The organism is Photobacterium swingsii (assembly GCF_024346715.1).
In the GTDB taxonomy this organism is placed as follows: domain Bacteria; phylum Pseudomonadota; class Gammaproteobacteria; order Enterobacterales; family Vibrionaceae; genus Photobacterium; species Photobacterium swingsii.
Map to the genome: position 1 here is coordinate 1,601,045 of NZ_AP024853.1, position 22,235 is coordinate 1,623,279.

General features: G+C 42.5%; 21 protein-coding genes. 16 read left to right on the top strand and 5 right to left on the bottom strand.

Annotation, left to right across the window (positions count from 1 at the left end; translation table 11 throughout):
- The first annotated feature begins 49 nt into the window (after nucleotides 1–49).
- Together OCU77_RS24230 and OCU77_RS24235 are read left to right on the top strand one after the other, a co-directional pair.
- Nucleotides 50–1,258: a NupC/NupG family nucleoside CNT transporter gene (locus OCU77_RS24230; protein ID WP_048899306.1), complete on the top strand. Its 1,209-nt coding sequence runs from the start codon at nucleotides 50–52 to the stop codon at nucleotides 1,256–1,258.
- Between the two features lie 223 nt (nucleotides 1,259–1,481).
- Entirely contained in the window at nucleotides 1,482–1,838 is a 357-nt protein-coding gene (locus OCU77_RS24235; protein WP_048899307.1) for a VOC family protein, read from the top strand.
- 84 nt (nucleotides 1,839–1,922) lie between these two features.
- Here the strand turns inward: OCU77_RS24235 and OCU77_RS24240 are convergent, their stop codons facing one another.
- Nucleotides 1,923–2,804, bottom strand: a complete 882-nt coding sequence (locus OCU77_RS24240) for an NAD(P)-dependent oxidoreductase (protein ID WP_048899308.1) — start codon at nucleotides 2,802–2,804, stop codon at nucleotides 1,923–1,925.
- 387 nt (nucleotides 2,805–3,191) lie between these two features.
- Between OCU77_RS24240 and OCU77_RS24245 the strand changes: the two genes are divergently transcribed.
- The 8 genes from OCU77_RS24245 to OCU77_RS24280 all read left to right on the top strand — a co-directional run bounded on the left by OCU77_RS24245 (nucleotide 3,192) and on the right by OCU77_RS24280 (nucleotide 12,680).
- Nucleotides 3,192–3,722, top strand: a complete 531-nt coding sequence (locus OCU77_RS24245) for a hypothetical protein (RefSeq protein ID WP_048899309.1) — start codon at nucleotides 3,192–3,194, stop codon at nucleotides 3,720–3,722.
- Between the two features lie 211 nt (nucleotides 3,723–3,933).
- Nucleotides 3,934–5,784, top strand: coding sequence for a protein translocase subunit SecD (gene secD / locus OCU77_RS24250; RefSeq protein ID WP_107302925.1), 1,851 nt, complete (start codon nucleotides 3,934–3,936; stop codon nucleotides 5,782–5,784).
- Between the two features lie 4 nt (nucleotides 5,785–5,788).
- The gene (secF, locus tag OCU77_RS24255; RefSeq protein WP_048899310.1) at nucleotides 5,789–6,688 is read left to right on the top strand and encodes a protein translocase subunit SecF; all 900 of its coding nucleotides are present in this window, start codon (nucleotides 5,789–5,791) and stop codon (nucleotides 6,686–6,688) included.
- Nucleotides 6,689–7,134: 446 nt separating this feature from the next.
- Nucleotides 7,135–8,769, top strand: a complete 1,635-nt coding sequence (locus OCU77_RS24260) for a methyl-accepting chemotaxis protein (RefSeq protein WP_239686003.1) — start codon at nucleotides 7,135–7,137, stop codon at nucleotides 8,767–8,769.
- Between the two features lie 582 nt (nucleotides 8,770–9,351).
- Nucleotides 9,352–9,678 carry a hypothetical protein gene (locus tag OCU77_RS24265; protein ID WP_048899312.1) on the top strand — a complete coding sequence of 109 codons (327 nt, stop codon included), beginning with the start codon at nucleotides 9,352–9,354 and terminating at the stop codon, nucleotides 9,676–9,678.
- Nucleotides 9,679–10,122: 444 nt separating this feature from the next.
- Entirely contained in the window at nucleotides 10,123–10,842 is a 720-nt protein-coding gene (locus tag OCU77_RS24270; protein ID WP_107302926.1) for a hypothetical protein, read from the top strand.
- 111 nt (nucleotides 10,843–10,953) lie between these two features.
- Nucleotides 10,954–12,150 (top strand): cystathionine beta-lyase, encoded by a 1,197-nt coding sequence (locus OCU77_RS24275; protein ID WP_048899315.1) that lies wholly within the window; start codon nucleotides 10,954–10,956, stop codon nucleotides 12,148–12,150.
- 185 nt (nucleotides 12,151–12,335) lie between these two features.
- Nucleotides 12,336–12,680, top strand: coding sequence for a hypothetical protein (locus tag OCU77_RS24280; RefSeq protein ID WP_048899316.1), 345 nt, complete (start codon nucleotides 12,336–12,338; stop codon nucleotides 12,678–12,680).
- Between the two features lie 170 nt (nucleotides 12,681–12,850).
- Here the strand turns inward: OCU77_RS24280 and OCU77_RS24285 are convergent, their stop codons facing one another.
- Entirely contained in the window at nucleotides 12,851–13,135 is a 285-nt protein-coding gene (locus tag OCU77_RS24285) for a hypothetical protein (protein ID WP_048899317.1), read from the bottom strand.
- A gap of 301 nt (nucleotides 13,136–13,436) precedes the next feature.
- On the opposite strand from OCU77_RS24285, the gene OCU77_RS24290 reads away from it, so the two are divergent.
- The 4 genes from OCU77_RS24290 (at nucleotide 13,437) to OCU77_RS24305 (ending at nucleotide 16,105) form a co-directional block, all read left to right on the top strand.
- Nucleotides 13,437–14,027 (top strand): DNA-3-methyladenine glycosylase I, encoded by a 591-nt coding sequence (locus tag OCU77_RS24290; protein ID WP_048899318.1) that lies wholly within the window; start codon nucleotides 13,437–13,439, stop codon nucleotides 14,025–14,027.
- Between the two features lie 45 nt (nucleotides 14,028–14,072).
- Nucleotides 14,073–15,005 carry a cation diffusion facilitator family transporter gene (locus tag OCU77_RS24295; protein ID WP_107302927.1) on the top strand — a complete coding sequence of 311 codons (933 nt, stop codon included), beginning with the start codon at nucleotides 14,073–14,075 and terminating at the stop codon, nucleotides 15,003–15,005.
- Nucleotides 15,006–15,187: 182 nt separating this feature from the next.
- Nucleotides 15,188–15,577 carry a hypothetical protein gene (locus tag OCU77_RS24300; protein WP_048899319.1) on the top strand — a complete coding sequence of 130 codons (390 nt, stop codon included), beginning with the start codon at nucleotides 15,188–15,190 and terminating at the stop codon, nucleotides 15,575–15,577.
- A gap of 174 nt (nucleotides 15,578–15,751) precedes the next feature.
- The gene (locus tag OCU77_RS24305; protein WP_048899320.1) at nucleotides 15,752–16,105 is read left to right on the top strand and encodes a DMT family transporter; all 354 of its coding nucleotides are present in this window, start codon (nucleotides 15,752–15,754) and stop codon (nucleotides 16,103–16,105) included.
- An 856-nt stretch (nucleotides 16,106–16,961) separates the two neighbouring features.
- Here OCU77_RS24305 and OCU77_RS24310 read toward each other — a convergent pair.
- The 3 genes from OCU77_RS24310 to dmeF form a co-directional block, all read right to left on the bottom strand.
- The gene (locus tag OCU77_RS24310) at nucleotides 16,962–18,119 is read right to left on the bottom strand and encodes an MFS transporter (RefSeq protein WP_048899321.1); all 1,158 of its coding nucleotides are present in this window, start codon (nucleotides 18,117–18,119) and stop codon (nucleotides 16,962–16,964) included.
- Nucleotides 18,120–18,579: 460 nt separating this feature from the next.
- On the bottom strand, nucleotides 18,580–18,996 hold the full coding sequence (locus OCU77_RS24315) for a MarR family winged helix-turn-helix transcriptional regulator (protein WP_048899322.1): 417 nt from the start codon (nucleotides 18,994–18,996) through the stop codon (nucleotides 18,580–18,582).
- A gap of 2 nt (nucleotides 18,997–18,998) precedes the next feature.
- Nucleotides 18,999–19,988, bottom strand: a complete 990-nt coding sequence (dmeF, locus tag OCU77_RS24320; protein WP_107302928.1) for a CDF family Co(II)/Ni(II) efflux transporter DmeF — start codon at nucleotides 19,986–19,988, stop codon at nucleotides 18,999–19,001.
- A gap of 249 nt (nucleotides 19,989–20,237) precedes the next feature.
- Between dmeF and OCU77_RS24325 the strand changes: the two genes are divergently transcribed.
- Nucleotides 20,238–20,711, top strand: a complete 474-nt coding sequence (locus tag OCU77_RS24325; RefSeq protein WP_048899324.1) for a hypothetical protein — start codon at nucleotides 20,238–20,240, stop codon at nucleotides 20,709–20,711.
- Between the two features lie 247 nt (nucleotides 20,712–20,958).
- A complete protein-coding gene (locus tag OCU77_RS24330; protein WP_107302929.1) occupies nucleotides 20,959–22,233 on the top strand; it encodes a TolC family protein in 1,275 nt (424 codons plus the stop codon).
- Nucleotides 22,234–22,235: the final 2 nt, after the last annotated feature.

The following is a 22,235-nucleotide window of genomic DNA, read 5'->3' on the forward strand; positions in this document are numbered from 1 at the left end:
CACCTTCATTTTTCGCAATCCATTTTAAAAGAAGTAGCAGGACGAAATAATGCAGTTGTTAATTAGTATTGCCGGTATTTTTGTACTGGTGGCATGTGCGTGCGTATTATCTGAAAATCGAAAAGCAATCAACTGGCGAACAGTTGGTGGAGCCTTATTATTACAGGCTGGCTTTGCCGCTTTGGTATTGTATATACCTATTGGGCAAAAAATGCTGGGAGCCATGAGTAGTGGCGTAGCAAGCATTCTTGGTTTCGCCGATGAAGGGATCAAGTTTCTATTTGGTGATTTAGCAACAACTGGTTTTATCTTCGCTATTCGCGTCCTTCCTCTCGTTATTTTCATTAGTGCTTTAATCTCTTTGCTTTACCACCTTGGCGTGATGCAGTGGATCATCCGTGTTATTGGTGGTGGTATTCAGCGTCTTCTTGGTACTAGCCGTGCAGAATCTTTAGTTGCTACTGGTAATATCTTCCTTTCTCAAGGTGAATCCCCTCTTCTTGTTAAGCCTTTCCTTCCTCAAATGACACGTTCAGAGCTGTTCGCAGTAATGACAGGTGGTATGGCGTCTGTTGCTGGTAGTGTTCTAGGTGGTTATGCGGGTTTAGGTGTGGATCTTAAATACCTTATCGCGGCAAGCTTTATGGCTGCTCCAGGTAGCCTGCTGATGGCGAAGATTTTAGTGCCAGAGCAAAGTGTTGCTGTAGAGCAAACTGATATTGAGATGGCGAAAAGCGATCACAGCAATATGATTGACGCACTGGCAGCTGGTGCGATGAATGGTATGAAGGTTGCTGTTGCAATCGGTACTATGCTTATTGCTTTTGTGAGTGTGATTGCGATGGCGAATGCTGGCCTTGAAATGGTTGGCGGTTGGGCTGGTTTTGAAGGTCTGACACTGCAAAGCATTCTTGGTTACGTATTCTCACCACTTGCATTCATCATCGGTGTTCCTGCTACGGAAATGCTGCAAGCGGGTGCGTTCATTGGTCAGAAGATGATTTTGAACGAATTTGTTGCCTTCCTTGATTTCGTTAGCGTGAAAGAAACGCTATCGGCACAAAGCCAAGTGATCATCACTTTTGCACTGTGTGGTTTTGCTAACATTGGTTCTATTGCGATTCAGATTGGTTCGATTGGTGTAATGGCGCCTGAACGCCGTAGTGATGTTGCAAGCCTTGGCTTTAAAGCAGTATTGGCTGCGACATTGGCTAACCTAATGAGTGCTGCACTTGCGGGTATCTTCATTGGTCTATAAGACAATATCGATTTAGCGTAAATAAGGAAGCCGTTGCAGAGATGCAGCGGCTTTTTTGTTTTTTCACAGAGGGCTAACCTAATTCTTACGATCTCCATTGCCAGAAGGGAAGCAATGGAAGAAAGGTGATGAAAGGAGTAGAGGGATCACGATTATTCGAATTGCTTGAGACACAATAATAGACAGTGATTACACTGGAAAAAAACAAAGTAAGGGATGACAAATGAATAAGCATGAAGCTATTAACTATTTAGAATTACCTGCCAAAGATATTTCTGCGACTAAAGCCTTTTTTACAACGGTGTTTAAGTGGACGTTTGTCGATTATGGTCCTGAGTATTCTGCTTTCAGTGACCCTTGTATAGAAGGTGGGTTTTATCAATCTGATTTAATGAGCACCACATCGCAAGGTGCGGCTTTGGTTGTGTTTTATAGTGAGAAACTTGAACAAACTCAAGCTAAAGTTGAGCAAGCGGGTGGGGCGATCATCAGGCCTATTTTCACTTTTCCTGGCGGTAGACGTTTTCACTTTATTGAACCAAGTGGCAATGAATTTGCTGTATGGTCAGATAAAGAATAACGCGAAGTGCTAGCCATACAGAATATGATTATATAGAGGGCAATAATCATGCTATTGCCCTCCTTACTTAGCGACAGCCTTTAATTAACGCGCTTCGTCATCAAACTGTTTGATCAATACTGATGTATCTGCACGGCTGTAACCACGTTGCTGTAATGAGGCATAGCGTTCATCGACTTGTTTCGCCAGAGGAAGGTCAACACCGAGTTTGTCTGCTGCATCAAAACAGATGCTTAAGTCTTTACGCATCCAATCAATGGCAAAACCAAAATCGAAATCGTTATTGGCCATGGTCGCTGCACGATTTTCTAATTGCCAAGATCCTGCAGCGCCATGCTTTAGCACTTCCGTCATTTGTGCTATATCGAGCCCTGCGGATTTTGCGAGGGTAATCGCTTCAGAAAGGCCTTGTAAAACACCCGCAATACAAAGTTGGTTAGCCATTTTGGTTATTTGACCGTAGCCAACATCCCCCATCAGGGTTGTGGCTTTTGCAAAACAATCCATTACAGGTTGTGCTTTTTCAAATGTCTTAGCATTACCGCCAACCATGACGGTTAGGCAACCATTGACTGCGCCAGCTTCACCACCAGAAACTGGAGCATCTAAAAATTGTGTATTGGCAGTTAAAGCGGCAGCGGCGACTTCACGAGCAACTTCTGCTGATGCTGTTGTATTATCGATCAGGATTGCATCAGCCTGCGCCGTGGTTAGAATACCAGTTTCCCCCATGTAAACTTGGCGTACGTCGTCGTCGTTGCCAACACAAGTGAAGATAAATTCAGCATCTTGTGCAGCTTCTGCAGGCGAAAGTGCATGTGAACCTTTGTATTGTGTTAGCCAGCGTTCAGCGGTTGCTGTAGTTCGGTTATATACGGTTACATCATGCCCAGCATTGGCTAAATGTCCTGCCATTGGAAAGCCCATAGTTCCTAGACCAATGAAGGCGATTTTATGTGTTGCCATAGCGCAAACTTCCCTTATTTTGATTTTTGTTAAGGCAATATAGCGAGCGTAGAGATGGGATTCAAACATTATCCGTGCATGGCGACCTTATGTTGAATTGCCATGATAAGGAGAACTCGCATGGATATAAACCTAATCACTTGATGCCAAAAAGAGGTGGTTATTGTTAGATTGGAAGCTTCTATGCTTGGTTTACGTGCTGTATTAATTAAGAGGGTAAAAAGGAGATATCGTGTCTTTTTTGAATAGATAGGTCAGCGTGGGAGTGTGTCGTGAGTACATATTGCATCCTAATTGACGCAACGACCGATCTTGTTCAAATAATTGCTTGTAACAAAGAGTGTCGAACTCTATGATGCTGTGACTCTAAATAATAATGCAAAGACTATGCTGACTACGTTTTTACGTGTATTGATGGTGGTGTTTTGTCTGGGTGCGGGATCATTCGCACATGCAGACGATATGCGTACGCCTCAAATACCTGCAGCAACCTCATTGCATTATTCACAGCAGGTGCACGATTCACTTTCTGCGCAGCATTCAATGCAAGCACTCGATACGGCAGCCCACTTTCCCCAGTTGCAATGTCTGTTTAAACGAACGTTAAAAGTGAATCATCAGCAACCTGAAAAAGGGTCGCATACCGATGATATTCATCGTTTCCACCTTGGCATGATGTATACCTCACGCTATAGCAGTATGCTGCGTGATGATCCTGAAAATATTCAACCAAGCTATCAATTGGCTCATGAATTGCCGATTGCGCCTTCACAATTCTTTGTGATTGGTTATCAAGCTGAAATCAGCCCTTCTGTGGATTGGATGCTGACTCACGTTTCATCGTCTTCACGGCTTTCTGGCTGGAAAGAATCTAACCTTACCTATACCCAATATCAGCATCGCCTGATAGCCGCCTAAGTTTCTTCTTCGGCATTACTGGATCAACAAAGACAGTGTGAGCGGTGTACTTACACATCACCTGCTTATTCTTGTTGTCTTTTATGCCACTAAAACTCTGATCACTTGCTTGTTATGAAGTTATCTCTGTGTTTTTAACACTCAGATTGCGTGTAGTTGTGCCTTTTGGGCGTAATGAGGCATCTGCCGTGTGAGACTTGGCGTTTATAAAATGAATCAAAGAACTAACCCAAAATCTAGTCTAAGAACTGGTCAAAGAAACAAGCCGCGCATACTGAACCATTACTCTGCATGGAAGTATGTTGTATTAATTGCCACCCTATGTGTGATGGCATTGAGTGCGATTCCAACGTGGTACGGTGAGAATGCCGCCGTTCAAATCGGAGCGAAAGCAGGGCTGACTTCGACACCACTCGCGCTACAGCAGGCACTTGCTGAGCAAGGTATTACCACTAAGCGTATTGACCAAAGCAGTCACAAAACCATAGTGGTGCTAAATGATGAAACTCAACAAGCACATGCGAAAGCCGTGCTATCGACTATGGTGAAAGACGGCTCTCAAGTTGCGTTGGCTCTAGAACCAGCGGCCCCTATGTGGTTGCAGTCAATGGGCTTTGCACCAATTAAATTGGGGCTGGACTTACGTGGTGGGGTGCAATTCTTGCTCGATGTTGATATAGACCAAGTATTCAGCGCACAAACTGAGCAACTCGCTGATGAGCTTCGTCTTCAATTGCGCAAAGAAGGCATTCGTTCTACCTCTATGACGCAAACGCAGAGTGATATGTTAGCTGTAAGTCTCCCGAATTCAGATGCGAATAGCGCTGTTCGTAAGTTCATCAGTAAACAATATCCACAATGGCAAGTGCGAAGCAGTAAAGGTGATGGTCTTTACATCACAATGAAAGAAAGCGAACAAACACAGCTTCGTAATTTAACTGTGCAACAAAACCTGCAAACAATGCGCAGTCGTATTGAAGAGTTAGGTATTACTGAAGCCTTAGTACAGCGTCAGGGTGAACACCGTATTCGTATTGAACTTCCAGGTGTCCAAGATCCTGCTGCCGCTAAAAATGTTATTGGCGCGACGGCTAGCCTTGCTTTCTATGAAGTAAAAGAAGCGGGTACAGGCAGCACCATGGTGGTTAACGATAAAGATGGCCGTCCAGTGCGTGTTGCACGTAAACCTGTGCTAGGTGGCGATCACATTGTTGATGCCCGCGGTAGCCTAGGTGAAATGGGCATGCCTGAAGTTAACATTACGTTAGATAGCACTGGTGGCAAAATCATGTCTGAGTTTTCACGAACTCACATTGGTAAGCCAATGGCAACGTCTTACAGTGAATACAGCCGTGATGAAAATGGTAAGGCAAGCCAAAGTAATGAAATTATCAGTGTTGCAACTATCCAGTCTCAGTTGGGTAATCGCTTCCGCATAACCGGTGCTGGTTCTCTTCAAGATGCGCAAGAGCTTGCATTATTACTTCGTGCAGGTTCATTAACTGCACCTGTGACCATTGTTGAAGAACGCACCATTGGTCCTACATTGGGTGCTGAAAATATTGAAAATGGTTTTGCTGCACTAGGGCTTGGCTTAGGGATTACACTGCTATTTATGGCGTGTTGGTACCGTCGTTTGGGTTGGGTTGCCAATATCGCACTTGTTTCTAACATGATTATGCTATTTGGTCTGTTGGCACTGATCCCTGGTGCGGTACTGACGCTGCCTGGTATTGCTGGTTTAGTACTGACTGTGGGTATGGCGGTAGATACCAACGTGCTGATATTCGAGCGTATTAAAGATAAGTTGCGAGAAGGGCGTAGCATGGCTCAAGCCATAGATCGCGGTTTTGATAGTGCTTTTGGTACGATTTTCGATGCGAACTTCACCACAATGATCACTGCGGTTGTGCTTTATTCTGTGGGTAATGGGCCTATCCAAGGCTTTGCTCTAACACTAGGCCTTGGCCTACTCACCAGTATGTTTACAGGTATTTTTGCCTCACGCGCCATGATTAATCTGGTGTGGGGCCGTGACTCTCGCCGCGAAGTAAGGATTTAACACTATGTTTATTAATATGAAAAATGCAACCAAGTGGCGTTACCGTACCAGTATGGTGTCAGTGTTACTCATGGTGCTGTCGATCTCTATGATTGCAGTGAAAGGACTAAACTGGGGGCTAGACTTTACGGGAGGTGTGGTTACTGAAATCCAGATTAAACCAGAGATTACCAGCAGTGAAATCGCACCTTTGATGAATGCGGCAATGAAGCAAGATGTGGCTGTGATTTCTGCCAGTGAGCCTGGCCGTTGGGTACTGCGCTATGCTGCACCAGAAGCAGGGCAAGCGCTGCAAGATGTCAGCACCATCCTTGCACCATTGCATAGCCAAGTTCAAGTGCTGAATACCTCTATCGTCGGTCCACAAGTAGGGGCTGAATTGGCTAACCAAGGCGGCATGGCTATTTTGGTTGCCATGCTGTGTATCCTAGGCTACCTAAGCTACCGTTTTGAATGGCGCTTGGCTGCGGGTTCATTATTTGCGTTATTACACGATGTTGTCTTCGTATTGGGCTTTTTCGCTGCAACACAAATGGAATTTAACTTAACAGTATTGGCTGCGGTACTGGCGATTTTAGGTTACTCCTTAAATGACTCAATCATTATTGCTGATCGGATCCGTGAGTTATTGATTTCTAAACCAAATCAAGATACAGAAACCACAAATAATCAGGCTATTGCAGCAACGATCTCTCGTACTATGGTAACGTCAGGTACCACGTTGATTACGGTAAGTGCTCTATGGCTACTAGGTGGTGGGCCACTACAAGGTTTCTCGATTGCCATGTTCATTGGTATCGTAACGGGTACTTGGTCGTCTATTTCAGTGGGTACTACGTTACCTGAGTATCTAGGCTTAAAACCTGAACACTATATGCCAAAACCTATTAGTGAAGAGCCTTAATCGGTCGTCATAATTACAAGCGGGTCACAGGATGTGGCCCGTTTTTGTTTGTTGTTAAATCATATTGTTTCTTTTTAAAAGGAAGGCTGTGGCGTTTATTGTAATAACGTTTTAGGTAATAAATCTCGTATTTGGGGTGATCCTGACCCATTTGTAGGTGTTATCTTTTGGGTTAACCTCTTATTTTATAAAAATACCACTTGTTGCTTAACAACTGGTTAGGTATTGACGCTTATGAGTTTCATGGGGGTATTTTACAGATGCAAGAGAAGAACCATTACCTGATTTGATGACGAAGAGACTAAAGGGTTGATGTTTAGCCTTTTTCTTAACGAGATAAAATCAGCATATAAAACCTCACCAACATGAAAGCATAATTCATGACGAGGTATTTCTTTTTAAGCCTGCTAGTAAATACTTATATGTATATAAATAAGGTCTTTCGAGTGCTTACTTTTCGCAATTTATCCATTGGTAAAAAAATTGCCAGTGTCTTTTCAGCCATCGTTTTAGTTTTAATCGGTTTCGGCTTATTTATTAATAGTGAGCTAAATACGGTTCGCAATGGTGTGGTTAACTTTACCGATTCAACATTGCCAAGTGTGCTGAGCGTTGAAGACATGCTGTTTGAGCTGTCGTATGCACGCCGTACTCAATATGCCATTTTAACTTACACAGACCTAAGTGATATCCGCTCGCGTATAGCGAAAGCAGACCAACAACACGAAGCTGTAGCAAAAAAGTTTGCTGATTATGGTGCAACGGTCGCTTCTGCAGATGAACAGCGCGTTTTTGATCGTGTTATGTCGACATGGCGGAGTTACCAATATTCATTAAATGGTTTTAATGAAGCGGCTGGTCGAGGTGATATCAGTGCAGCACAACCCATTTTAGCGGGTACATTTGAAGAGTTTACTGCGCTCGAAGCTGCAATGGATGAGCTACTAGAGATGAACCTTAGCTTCGTTGCGACTAACCGAACCTCAATGCTTGCGAGCATTGCAAGTGTGGTGAACATGACTATCGCAAGCATCCTAGGCTTGGTTGCTTTCATGATTGGTAGCAATATCTTTTTATCTCGCCAAATTTGCAGACCGCTAAACTTTGTTATGGCGCAAGCACAGGCAATTGCTAGCGGTAATTTAACGCATAATATCCAACGTGATGAGATGGGTGATGATGAGCTGGGTAAGCTAGCAGATACCACTATTACTATGCAGCATAACTTACGCAGCTTAATTGAAGAAATTGTTGCTGCGGTTACTCAGCTTAGTTCTGCGGTAGAAGAAGTGAGTGCGGTTGCCGCTCAATCTTCTGCGGGAATGAATGTTCAGCAAAATGAAATTACCATGGTTGCTACCGCTATGGAGCAAATGAAGGCTACTGTTGCAGAAGTGGCAAGTAATACGGAAGTTGCATCATCATCGGCTTCTGAAGCCAATATTGAAGCCTCTGAAGGTGCGGCTGAAGTGACAGAAACCATTCAACATATCCAAAGTGCATCGGCAGAAATTGAAAATGCGGGTGCATTAGTTGGGCAGTTGGTGAAAGAGTCTGAAAATATCAGCATGGTTGTTGATGTGATCCGCGATATTGCAGAGCAAACTAACTTACTTGCATTAAATGCAGCCATTGAAGCGGCGCGTGCTGGCGATCAAGGTCGAGGTTTTGCCGTTGTTGCGGATGAAGTCAGAACGCTTGCGGGTCGTACACAGCACTCAACGGGTGAAATTATAACGATTATTGAAAAACTGCAAAAAAGTGCCAATGAAGCGCGTGAAGCAACCAATGAGAGTTGTTCGTTGATCCATTCCTGTGTGGAGCAAAGCCAAAATACCGGTGAAAAAATTCAGTCTATTGAGGCGACAGTAGGTCGAATTGCTGACATGAGCGTACAAATTGCAAGTGCTTGTAGTGAACAAGATTCTGTTACTGAAGAGCTTGGCCGTAGTGTTACTAAAATTAATGAATCTTCTGCAGAAGTAGTGGAAGGCTCTGGCCATACTACACAGGCATGTCATGAATTAAGTCAGTTAGCGGTTAACTTGCAGCAAGCGATGAGTCGTTTTCGTGTTGTCTAATCAATACTGATTGACTTAACGATTCACAAAAGAGTGGTATAGAAATAGCGCCTGATGTTTTGCATCAGGCGCTTTTTTATTTATGAGTGAATTGCATTAAAAGTTATTGGTTCTTTTTGCGTTATTGAACCTGTTGATAAGAGGAGGGGAGGTGTGTATCATACAAATAAAGGATGAGGTCCTCTATTTGTGGTTTGGGTCTTCGTTCTATTTTTTTATCTTCATAAAGGATGCTGTCCTTTATGTTAGGGCTGCCTGTGAAAGCTTCAATGTTTCGGGCTATGTACACAGAGAGTAGCCGGTGACCGACCGTTTGTTTGTGATTTGCAGCGGTAAGGAATGGTACGCCCTGCCATGGTCGTAAAGGGCAAACTAAAGCGCGATGAGTGTTCTGTGATAGTGCTTGATAAGTAAGTTTTTGATTCACGCACAGGTGTTTTATAAAGCAGATCGCGAGGGGCTATTCAATGAATGTAAATAGTTTAGTCACAACTCAACTGAATTTGGTTGGTCATGCTTAACCAATTATTCCTGACAGTTAATTAGTCACATGGCCAACCATCCTGAATAAGTAAAGCAATAATGAATGATAGAACCGTTAAACAGCAAACACATGCGCCAACACCTGAGCAATACCCATTGGCGCTTGCCATTAGTAAAGAGATTGAAAGCCTTGAGTGTTTAGGCTGTGTCAGTGTGGATATTTCAGAAGACTACAGCCAAATCATGATTAACCATGATGATGCTAAGCAAGGCCTTACTCTTCAGTGGAGTCGAGATTGCTACATAACCGAGTGTGATGGCCGTACTGATATCTCTGGGGTTGCCATTCGAAGTGCCAGCTGTGCGGGTATATTTGCTTTTGCTTATGATATTTCTCTTAGCCTTTGCGCCTCTAAGGCTAAGTAACTCGATATAGCTAGTCGTGCCTTTTTGTTGACTTGGCAGTTAGGGGAAAGGGTGCGACTGGCTTTTTTCTTTCCTCCTTTGATAGTGAGAGATAATAATGGAATGCAAGCATTGCGGTGCAATACACTTTACCCGTGTTAATCGTCGCTCTACAGATTTCGAGATAACAGGTGCTGCCGTTTACCTGTGTACTGAATGTGGCAGAGAGCGTGTTATTTATCGATTTTCTGATCTATTGGCGAAGCGTTAAATTGAGCCGCAAATTTGCAATAAGAGTCGCAAATTAAGACAGATAAAAAAATCATGTGCATCTTGCAGCGTAAATGCCCGTAAAAATAGCAAGAGAGGTAATAAAAAGTAGGCATCACAATTGCTTTACCTAAGTGATACGCCTTTAAGGTGTTTATAGCTTAATAGTTAACACTCATGGTAGAGGACGGCACTATGTATCAATCAGACATGAAGTTAAATCACCAAATTACTCAGTATGTAGAAATGCAGGTGCAGCGATTGAAGTCGTCCGCTGTCGAGTCTGGTGTAGAGATGGTGCTGCCACATCATCAAGGGCGCGAAGTGATGCGCGATATCTTGCAGCAATACCTGTCTGGGTTAAAAGCGATAAGCTGCCTTCTAGAGCATGGTTATGTGGCGCAAACACGAGGTATTTTTCAAACCTTGGGCGATGACTATGAAGACATTATATTTTTAAGTTTACCTAGCCTAGATGGTGAGTTAACAAGCTTGCATAAAGCGTATTTGAAAGGCGTTAGCAGTGAGCATTGCGAGGCATGCTATAGTCCGATCACACGTTGTGAAATTCGCTCTACTATCAAACAAGCAAAAACCATTAATCACAACGTATTTCAAATTTACCCTAAAAAACAGGCGCTTCAAGTGCTACGCCCACAAGGTGATAAACCTTGCTCTTCAACATTAGCTATTACTCTTCATCGCCATTACGCCCATAAAGCATTATTACTCACCATGTTAACGGCCAAAGTGAGCGGCGAAGATGAAGTGATGCGTGCTTGCTTGAACTATCGTGCTCATTTAGAAATTAGTGATGAACTCGTGTGGCAACGTGATATCGAAGAACATCAAGTCGCGCCTGCTACCATGAATAATCCGCAGGATGAGCCTGAAAAATATGCAACGGCACTGTGATCATTGGTGGATGAAACCCCATGAAATCTTCCCTTTCATATTCTAATGGGTATGGTAACGTTAAACGTAAGTTTAATTGTGCCTTTGCATGAATAGGGAAGTGAATTATCCATGGAAAAGAAAGCGTTAGATACAAGTATTGTAACGGCTGGTCGTTCAAAAAAGTGGACGCAAAAATTAGTTAATCCACCTGTGAGTCGCGCATCGACGATAGTGTTTGATAGCGTGGCTGATATGAAAGAATCTGCGTCTAAGCGCATGGATAAGTCATTGTTTTATGGGCGCCGCGGCACGAATACGCATTTTGCTTTTCAAGATGCTATGGTGGAGCTAGAAGGTGGCGTGGGTTGTGCTTTATACCCTTGTGGGACAGCGGCAATCAGCAACGCGATTTTATCGTTTGTAAAAACAGGCGATCATATTTTAATGGTTGATGGCGCTTATGAGCCAACCCGCGATTTTTGTGACAAGATCCTGAAGAATATGGGGGTCGAAACAACCTACTACGATCCTATGATAGGCGAAGGACTTCGTGATTTAATTCAGCCCAATACCAGCGTACTTTTCCTCGAATCGCCGTGCTCTATCACTATGGAAGTACAAGACGTGCCGACCCTTGCGCGTATAGCTCACGAACAAGATATTGTCGTGATGTTAGATAACACTTGGGCATCGCCAATTAATTTTCAGCCTTTTGAGCATGGTGTCGATATTTCGGTTCAGGCGGCAACAAAATATGTAGTGGGTCATTCTGATGTGATGTTGGGAACGGCGACAGCGAATGCCCGCTGCTGGGATCAGCTCCGTGAAAATAGCTATTTGATGGGGCAATGCACATCGCCAGATGATGTTTATTTAGCTATGCGTGGTTTGCGAACCTTAGGTGTTCGCTTAAAACAGCATGAAAAAAATGCTCTTCGTGTCGCGCATTGGTTAGCTGAGCGTGATGAAGTCGATCATGTTCGCCACCCTGCATTACCGTCTTGTGAAGGACATGAGTTTTTTAAACGTGACTTTAAAGGCTCCAATGGTTTGTTTTCTTTGGTGCTTAACCGGGGAAATACCGAGGCACTGACCGCGCTACTCGATGGGATGGAGCATTTCAGTATGGGGTATTCGTGGGGAGGCTTTGAAAGCCTTATTTTGGCGAATGAAAATATTAATAACCTGAGAACAGCGAAGAAGAAAGACTTTGCAGGCCCAATGTTACGTTTGCATATAGGGCTAGAAGATCCTGAAGATTTAATTCGTGATTTAGAGCTAGGTTTTGAGCGCTTTAATGCCGTTCTTAACCGGGATGAACGTTAGTCTCCTTCATTTATTGAGAAAAGCCACCTTCGGGTGGTTTTTTGCTTTTGAATCCTTTTTCTGCCTTTCTCATTTAATTCTAGCTATTCGATAAAGTGTACTGGCTTGCTGATATTGAGATTAAATAGTGAAAATTCCTTCTTGGTATAAAATTAAAGGACATATTGAAATGGTAAGGGCTTGTCATGCAACAATCGAAGTTAATGTGGTTCGCTTCAGGGATGATGGTTATGTCGCTAGTCGGTTGTACTAATAGTAGTGTTAATAATATTGATACGGGGTTAGATAACTATCAATTCTTACCCGATGAGTATGATGTCGAAACTGAATACAACAGTATATATTTTTATGGTTTTAATCAGGGATGCCGTTCAAAGACGTATGATTCCCAAAGTGGACGTTTACCTGTTGAGATTGATAATACATTAGCCCAAAGAAGCCAAAAATATAATGACGGGATCGAAGCAGGAAGAAAAGCGTGTGAAGATGGAACCCCAAGAACGGTTTCGAATTACATTGAAAACAAATAAAAATAATAACGTTATGAAATTTAAGATAAAAGTAATGTAATCTGTTATCTGGTTTTATCTTTTATAAAAAAGTAATAACGAAATGAAAAAGGGAGTAGTAATAGTTACTACTCCCTTTACTTATAATGCGGTTGGGTTGCTTGAATACTATGCAATAGGTTGTCTAGTTTTTAGGCTGCATTTAAATCAGTGAATGATGAAACCTTGCCATTTATGAACTGAACAGGAACAACCATAGATATTTCAGGCAGAAGTAAATGGGCATCAAGCGAAGTTGATTCAATAGGCTTCACAACAATGTGTAAATGATGGTCTAAAGTACTTCGGAGCTTGCTAATGCTGAGAATGCCGCCTCCGTCGATTTCAGTATAGCTATCGTTTTCAGAGTACACCCAACAAGCGACAGAGCGGTGCTGTTTCTCAATTTGATCGAGGAAGGCGGTAATGTTTTTCATAAAAATCCTTTTTCTTACATCAATAATATTAGTATTGATTCCTAGACATTATGGAACGACCAGCAAATTTAGCAAATGAAAATATGGTTTATTATGCAATATGTGAAGGCAACGGGAGTTTTTTGTCGTTTATTATAAGCTGTTATTTACTCATGTTGTAAATAACGATGTAAATAGTTGCTTTATAGTATGAAAATATTGACAAGCTATATTGGTTCGTCAAAAAAATGGCACTAACAAATGATTTATCTATATTCAAAAATTATATAAATTAAAAAAGCATTAATTTAAGGATAATATAATGGAAGTAAATAGTTGTGGCTGGGCGCAGCATCATCCGCTAGAAAAACATTACCATGATACAGAATGGGGAATACCCATAGTCAATGATACTCAATTATTTGAATTTATTACGCTTGAGGGGGCTCAAGCAGGACTAAGCTGGTTAACGGTATTGAAAAAACGAGATGGTTATAAAAGTGCTTTTTTAGATTATGATTTGGCACGACTCGCAGCGTTGGATGAAAAACATGTTGATGCCATTATTGCGCAATATGATGTGATCAAACATCGTGGGAAGATTGCCTCTGTATTTACAAATGCAGCAGCGGCAATCGCCTTGCAAAAAGAATATGGCTCGCTGGCTGCTGCACTTTGGCAATTTACCGATGGTTTACCTATTAATAATACGTGGCGTTCGATGTCTGATGTACCTGTATCGACCGACGCGTCGAAAGCGATGAGCAAGTTTTTGAAGAAGAAGGGATTCAAGTTTGTAGGTGAAACCATTTGTTATGCCTTTATGCAAGCAACGGGAATGGTGAATGATCACGCTATACATTGTGAGTGTTATCAAAAAGTGATAGCGAAACAGAAGCTAGTGTTTCGTTAAGCTCCTCGTTATCATATTGGTTGATTGAGGTAATTGAGAATCCACATGTCAGAGCAGCCAGTAAAAATAATTCAGAAAGCCACTTGGGTTGGTTCAATAGCTAACGTTGCATTAGCTATCCTTAAAATAACTGTGGGAAAAATCACAGGTAGCCAAGCGTTGGTTGCCGATGGTGTCCACAGTTTTTCGGATCTTGTTACTGATACCGCTATTTTGATTGGTTCTCGTTATTGGACTGCTCCTGCTGATAAAGAACATCCTTACGGTCATGGTCGATTTGAAACGCTAACAAATATTTTTATAGGCGTTATCTTAGCTATCGTCGGGCTGGGCATTGGCTGGGATTCAATCAGTAGTATTGGGCATGAGCCTACAACAACACCGGGAATGTTGGCCTTTGGTGCTGCGATTGCCTCTATATTAGTTAAAGAAGTGCTCTATCGTTGGACAATTATCCAAGCGAAAAAGATCAACAGCCGTGCATTACACGCCAATGCTTGGCATCACCGCTCAGATGCGCTTAGTTCGTTGCCTGTTGCTATTGCGGTCATTGCGAATTATGTTCTGCCTGATCTGCACTATCTTGACCAAGTCGCAGCATTACTTGTAACCGCGATGATTCTAAAAGCAGCCTTTGAAATATTATGGCCTGCGATCTGGGAGTTGACGGAAGCTGAAGCCGATAGCGAACTTGAACAAAAAATCCAGCGCTATGCCGCCGGTGATAAAGACATTGGTGAAGTGCATGCGATTCGAAGCCGTCGAACAGGAAGCAATATTTTATTGGACTTTCATTTGCTGGTGGATCCTGAGATGTCGGTGGATAATGCTCATACGATCGCAGAGAATTTCAAAAGCCATATTTTAAAAGAAATAGACGAAGTCGTGGATGTCATTATTCACATAGAGCCTTACAATTGCGCAGAGCGAGTGAATAACCCTTGTTGTGGCGATGATAAATGTAAAGAGACAGACTAGATCAAGATCGTGTGAGCAAATAAACACTTATCGTTTCAATAAAACGTCAGCGCAGGCTGGCGTTTTTTGTTTGTCTCATAGATAAGATAGGGCGTTTATTTGTTGTTTAGCTAAGATTTATTACAGGTAGTCGATTACTGCTTAGTTTTAATCGGCAGGGGAGCCTATTAGGGAGCGAAGATATGCCATTAATAAGAATTAAATCTTTACCTTTTTCGCAACAAGAAGTGCCGATTCCACAGGTATTGAATAGCCTTTCTAGAGCAGTTTCAGCAGCAACAGACATAGATCCTCACCATATTATGCTCACGTGGGATTACATACCCGCGGGACACTACGTGCACGGAGGAAAAGCCGTTCATCAGCAACCCATTAACACTCACCCGATTTTGATTGACCTTATAGCCCCCAACTTTAATACGGAACAACAAATCGCCTCGATGCTGGAGTTGATAGCTTCGACCTTAATCGAACAAGTACCTGTAGCCAAAAACAATATATTTATTAATTTTACACCAGCCTATAGCGATGGCGTTTATGACAGCGGTCAGGTTGTTGAATGGGATGAATAAATACTTCTTCGTCCTACTATCAAGGTGAGTGATACAAAGACCTTGTTGAAAACGTCGAGATAACCATAAAAAAGCCTTATTGCGATCTAAAGAACATTTAATGATGATTGTTATTTATTTTTCGTAATAATCACGTAGTATTCTTGGTTTGTCATTAAACCATATTTGTAGGTTATGTTCTCAATACTCACTTCTTTACCGCCAATAGTCCCACTCTCTATCGCGATTGTGTGTGAAGTTATCGCGACTAGCTTCCTACCTAAAACAGAGCAATTTACTAAGCCAGGTTTGACGCTGTTAGTCTTAGTTGGTTATGGCATCGCATTTTTTATGTTATCCCTTACTGTTAAGACGATGCCCGTTGGAGTCGCGTATGCGATTTGGTGTGGTGCTGGTATTGTATTGGTGGCTATGCTGAGTTGGCTTTTTGCTGGTCAGCATTTAGATAAGTTTGCCATCTTGGGGATTAGTTTGATCATGGCTGGCACTATCATTATCAATGTGTTTTCGAAGTCGGTATCGCATTAATATATAAATAGCCTTTTTACCGTCCGGCACTTGTCTATGTAAGCCCATAAACAGCTCTTGATTTATGGGCTTTTTTATTTACACATTTTCATGCTGTATACCGCTTCTTTTTGATTATGGTCGCACTTAGTTGATGTTTTTATACTTGCGATGGAGTCTGTAAGGCGTGGTGAGGGAGTGAGTTTTCCTCTCGTTTATTTATTCCTTAACAGCGGTTGGGATGAATAGCTTGCATGCGTGTAAGAGATCTCTTACAAACAAGTGAGACTATATCAGAAAATGCTGCATGTTATTTCTTTCGATAATAGAACTTCCCTTTATAAACAGTGCCTTATGGTGTTGTTGTTAAAATAAGTGAATGGGAAAAGAAAAAATGTGATCTAAGAGCATTGCTTCAAATCCTAGATCGCGTAATCTTTATCTCGTCGGAAGGAACTGACGGAACGGAACAGGAACTAGGCCAAGGATTTGGTAGCCTCAGGAAGAGGACGGTAGATTAGGATGATTTATCGGACAAGGACTGTGAAGGGACAATCGAATGGAATCGATATAGTAAATAGGATATTTACTAGTCAGGATGACAAATGGAACACTTCAGGATGAAGTAGGGACACCTCCAGGACGGAGAAGAGAGTCGAAACAGGAAGAATCGACGGGTCAAGGATTGATCAGTAGGACATCTCTAGGATAGAGACATAAAGGACTAAGCTGAAGGAATCAGCGTAATCATGGAATGATGCAGGGAGCACCATAGTAGCCGGATTGCTGCAAGTAAGACCCAAGGGCGCGACGAAAGTCGCGCCCGTTCTTTTTTTGGGAGCTTGTCATGCCAGCCCTATCAATGATCAAATCATTTTTAGCTCGCCAATACTTCTGGTTTGCGTTTTGCACTCGCAATAAGCATATAAATCGCTGTTGCCAGTAAAATCACAAAGAAGAAAGCGGTTAACCCATCTTCCGTCTTCATGAATTTATCCGCCACAATTGGTCCTAATGCAGAGCCTAAGCTGTAGCTAAATAGCATGACTTGTGTTGCCGCAACAATGAAAGCACTATCGAGTTCATCGCATGCAAGCGTAATTGCAATTGGGTAAAGCGCAAACGCCGACATACCCAGTAGAGCAAGCATTGTCATCATCATTGCAAAGCTGGTTTCAAAGTGAATGATACCCATCGCAAAGACCCCCACCAAACAAGCTAGTGCCATCAATAATGATTTACTCATGCGGATTGATAGCCAGCTAACAATCGGCTGAATAAACATACCGCCTAAGATGATCGCTGCCATCAGTACGCTGATTTGCTCGTTAGCAATGCCTTCTTGCTGTAAAGACAGTGGCATTAGACCGTAAATCGAGCCCATTAAAATGCCTGATACAAGGCAGCCAATCAACGCTGGTTTACGCAGTTGCATGATTTGCTGCAACGATAAACTTTGCGGGTGCTCAAGTGTTGGCTGGCCTTGTTTGCACAGTAGTGGAGGCAGCATTGCTACACACAATAGTGCCAGAATCATGATAAAAGGTTCGAAACCTTGAGTCCCAATAACTGTAATTCCAAACTGCCCCAGTGTTGTACCGCCATACAATGATGTCATGTAAAAGCCTAGGCGTTTAGCACGCTCTTTCTTATCACCGATCAGCAACCATGATTCAATAACAACAAACACACCAGCAACGGCGATACCCGCGATGAAACGCGCAAGTAGCCATACTTGCTGCGATGGCACCAAAGGCATCATGATCACGGTTGCTGCAAGTAAGCTCAAAAAAGCAACGAATGAAACACGGTGCCCTAAGCGAACCACAATAGGCTCTACAATAATAGAACCTAGGAGTAGGCCACAGTAATAACTACTTGCTAACCAACTTACTAGATCCTGACTCATCTTAAATTCATTCGTAATTAACGGAATAAGACTCATCAAGTAGCCAGAAGCGATAGCAAAAATAGTTAAGCCCGCAACAGGCACGAAAGTGCTGCTTCGACGAGCTAGAGTAGTGGTAGTTGTCACTACTGTGATCTCCAGTAAAAGTGTCAGTAATAAAACAGCTAAGAAAGGGCTGTTTGCTTCAGTATGTGTATAGATATTTGCAAGGAGAGTTGTTCGCGTACAACGGCAGAAAGGCTGTTGAGGTCGCTGGAATTTCGAGCAAATAATCTTAGATGGCGGGACTATATCTTAAAAAAAGAAAACGTAAAATGAGAAAAAATAATCTGAATTAACAGTAATATTAATGGTGATAATAAGAGATTTTGAATGTTTAGAGTAGGATGTTGTTTGAAGTGGTTATAAATAGCATGTTTGTTTTATATGGTTGATTTTTAATGATTTAAAAATCATCTTGATGGTTTTTAATCTTGGTTAATATAATAAATGTTTAGTGTATTAATGTTTTTATTTTAGGTATGGCAAGCCCATGTTTCTAGTTTGTTATTATTAACACTAAAAAATTATGGGCTTGAGCATGAATTTAAAACTCTTGGTTCATTATTTGTAGGCACTTAAGCATGTGTAAGCGGTCGGTATCGCTGAGCTTTGCTGTAATGTCTTGCGTTAGATTCAAATGCAATTGGTCATGTTCTTGGTACAGCACTTCGCCAGACTCAGTTAGCTCTACAAGGATAGAACGACGATCGGATTCATGAGGACGTCGGCAGATTAAATCAGCATTGACCATTTTATCGACTTGGACAGTCAGCGTGCCTGTTGTAACGCCAATTTTGTCTGCGAGTTCTTTCATTCGCATTGCGCCATGTGCGCCAAGTATTTCCACAATATGAACTTGCGGTAAGGAAAAACCCTTATCACGGACAACAGATTGCTCCCACGACGATAGCTTTTCGTAAAATTCAATAATGGTGTGGTTTAACTGCTCGATGTCTTTCATTTTTATTCCGAGGCCACCTCATTATGATGGCATTGCTGAACTTCAATCGTTAAGTGGTTGAGTTTATCGAAATTTCGAAGTAATTGCTTGTAGTGTGTTACTTCTGCTGGGGTTGATGTAACCACAGCAATAGCCGCAGCGTAGTGATCGGCACTGACTTTCCAAATATGAATATCACTGACCTTGGTGTCTTTGTCTTGTTCTAGTGTCTCAATAATTTGTCGTTGGTACTGATTGTCTATACCAGCATCGAGCAGAATTGGACTGGTTTGTAGCATCAATCCGTATGCCCAGCGGGTGATGATAACTGCCCCCACAACTCCCATAGCAGCGTCCATCCAATTGAATCCAAAATACTTACCGCAGAATAAAGCGATAATCGCAAGAAGTGAGGTGAGTGCATCGGCCAATACATGGAAGTAAGCAGCCTTTAAATTGTGATCATCATGGTGCGTGTGCCCTTTATGCTGAGTATGTTCATTCGCATCATGGTGGTTATGGCTATGGCTATGGCTATGGTGATCGTGGTGATGATCATCTTTCAGTAGGAATACACTGGCTAGGTTAACAATCAGGCCGATCACAGCGACAAAGATAGCTTCATTAAATTGGATTTGCTGTGGCGAAAATAAACGGTGTACCGATTCAACTAACATGATTAGTGCTACTAACCCTAGCGCTATTGCGCTGGTAAAGCCCCCCAACACGCTTACTTTTCCTGCGCCAAAGGCAAATTTATCTGTGTTGGCATGCTTACGTGCATAGCGGTAGGCAAAAAGGGTGATCATGAAAGCAGCGGCATGTGTACCCATGTGCCAACCATCGGCCAGCAGCGCCATTGATCCATAAAGTGTACCTGCAATGATTTCAGCCAGCATAGTGACTATGGTCAATAATAAAACATAGTAAGTACGACGCTCACCTTTGTGATTGTGATTTACAAAGTCATGGCTATGTTGCCAAGGTGCAAGTGAATGTGGCTGGTGCTGCATATTGAACCCTTATGTTGTTTGTTTTTTGATTTACTTGATAGCCAAGTGTTTTGACTGTTAAGTATTTTGATAATCAAACTATATTCGCAGCATTTAGTTTGATTATCAAGATAAATGGCCGTTAATGAATAATGAGCTCGCTTTGAAAAGATAGTTGATAAACGACATTTCTTTCTGAGAGAGGCTTGACCTTCCTCTAAGGGGAAGGTTTACACTTTTACGGTTTCTTATTGTTATTAATGAAGTTTGATGCCGATATTACTGCGTTTGTTTTCTTTGCCTGCAACAACATTGGTTGTGATCATCAGTTTGATCATCCAACCTGTGCTGGCACAGCAACAAATGTCGGGTATGGTAGGTAATCATCTACAGGGTAGTGCTCTGATTGATGTTAAGTCAGATCCAATGACAGAGAGTAAGCAGGTGCCTGAGTGCATGCAGCATGGCTCTCACTCACATCATGCAAGCCAAGCCTCTTTAACTTCTTCATGTACGACGGCAAGCCATGCGTCTGGTATGAGTCAACAGGCTGATGTTTCGTGTTGCAGTGCCATGGATATGCCGGATAGCTGCTGCAATATAACGCATTGTCAAAGCCACCCTTATATCACAGCTTCTCTGCCTGCGATTTCACATGCGCAAACGTCGCATGCCCCTATTATTCGCACCTTTAGTTCTCCAATTAAACATACCGATAACCTCTTTCGCCCTCCGATAGCATAGCGCCTTTCAATAACCTATTGGTTGCAATAGCACGGTGATCGCTTTTGTTGATGCTGTGTCGTTGTTAACCCGCTTATGTGCTTTTTAATTAATCTGTCGATGTTTATCGATTGTTTTATACGTCAAACACAAGCATCCATTTGAATAAGTAAATGTATGTTTTTTTGTTTGATAAAACAATTGGTTAACTGGCCGGTTGGATATAAAGAGCAGCGTTAAAGTACCCTCCTTATTGAAGGATGTGATTATGCACAAACGTGTATTTGCAGGTGTTATTAGCATCTCGTTATTACAGGCAATTGCATTTCCAGCCATGGCCAGTAGCGATTTATCGCATTGGATAACATGGGCCGTAGAACATGATGTCGCAAAACAACAAATTCAATCGCAAGCCGATGCGATGACAGACGCTGGTGTGGCTAGCAGTCAGTGGATGGATCCAAAATTAAAACTCGGTGTGGGTGGATTACCTATCGATTCGTTTGCCTTGGATAAAGATCCCATGACTAATCTCTCGGTTGGTCTGATGCAGCAATTTGGGCGAGGTGACACGCTAACGTTAAAGCAACAACAAACCCGTGAACAAGCTGATAGTATTCGAAAGAAATTGGGTGTACGCGCATTAGATGTGCGCTTTGCTATGACCAACTTATGGATTGAAGCTGTATATCAACGCAATGCTCGTCAACTGTTACAGCAAAATAAGGCGCTGTTTAAAGAGCTAGAGCAATACCTGAGTATGAATTACGGTGTTGGCGTTAACCAAGCGCAAGATGTGATTCAAGCTCAACTTCAAATTGCGCGAGTCGATGACAAACTCGATGCCAACGCGCAAGTTCAGCAACGCATAAAAGCACAGTTGAGTGAGTGGTTAGGTGAGCAGGCACAGTCAGTAGTTCCCAAACACTATCCGAAATGGTCGGCACTTCAGGCCTACCTTGATACACAAACTTCATCGCCTAATTATTACTCGGCATTAGCACAGCATCCTTCGGTGGCTGTGGTCGATGCGCTGATTAAGAGCAATGAAACCAGTATTGATATTGCGAATGAAGCTTACCAACCTCAGTTTGGTGTCGAGGTGATGTACGGTAATCGACAAGCCACAGGTATGAATGGCCAACCCGCTTCAGATTTACTGAGTGTGTATTTGACCATGGATATTCCGTTGTTTACTGAAAACCGCCAAGACAAACAGGTTTCTTCTGCTCAGCACCAACTTGGTGCTACTAAGGCACAGCGTGACTTACTTCTCCAGCAAATGAATGCGCAAGTGGAGGCTGTACGTCATGACCGCATGAATCTTCAACAGCGCTTAGATCGCTATCAAAATGGCTTGCTGCGCTATGCCAAAGAGAAAACTCAAGCCATAGAACGAGGCTATCAAAACAATACCAGTCAGTTGGATGAGTACATTCGAGCAGCAAGTGATGCCTTGAGTGTGGAATTGGAACAAGCTCGATTACAGGCTGATCTTGCGCTAGCGAACGCCAAGCTTTCTTACTTATTAAATAAATTCTGAGA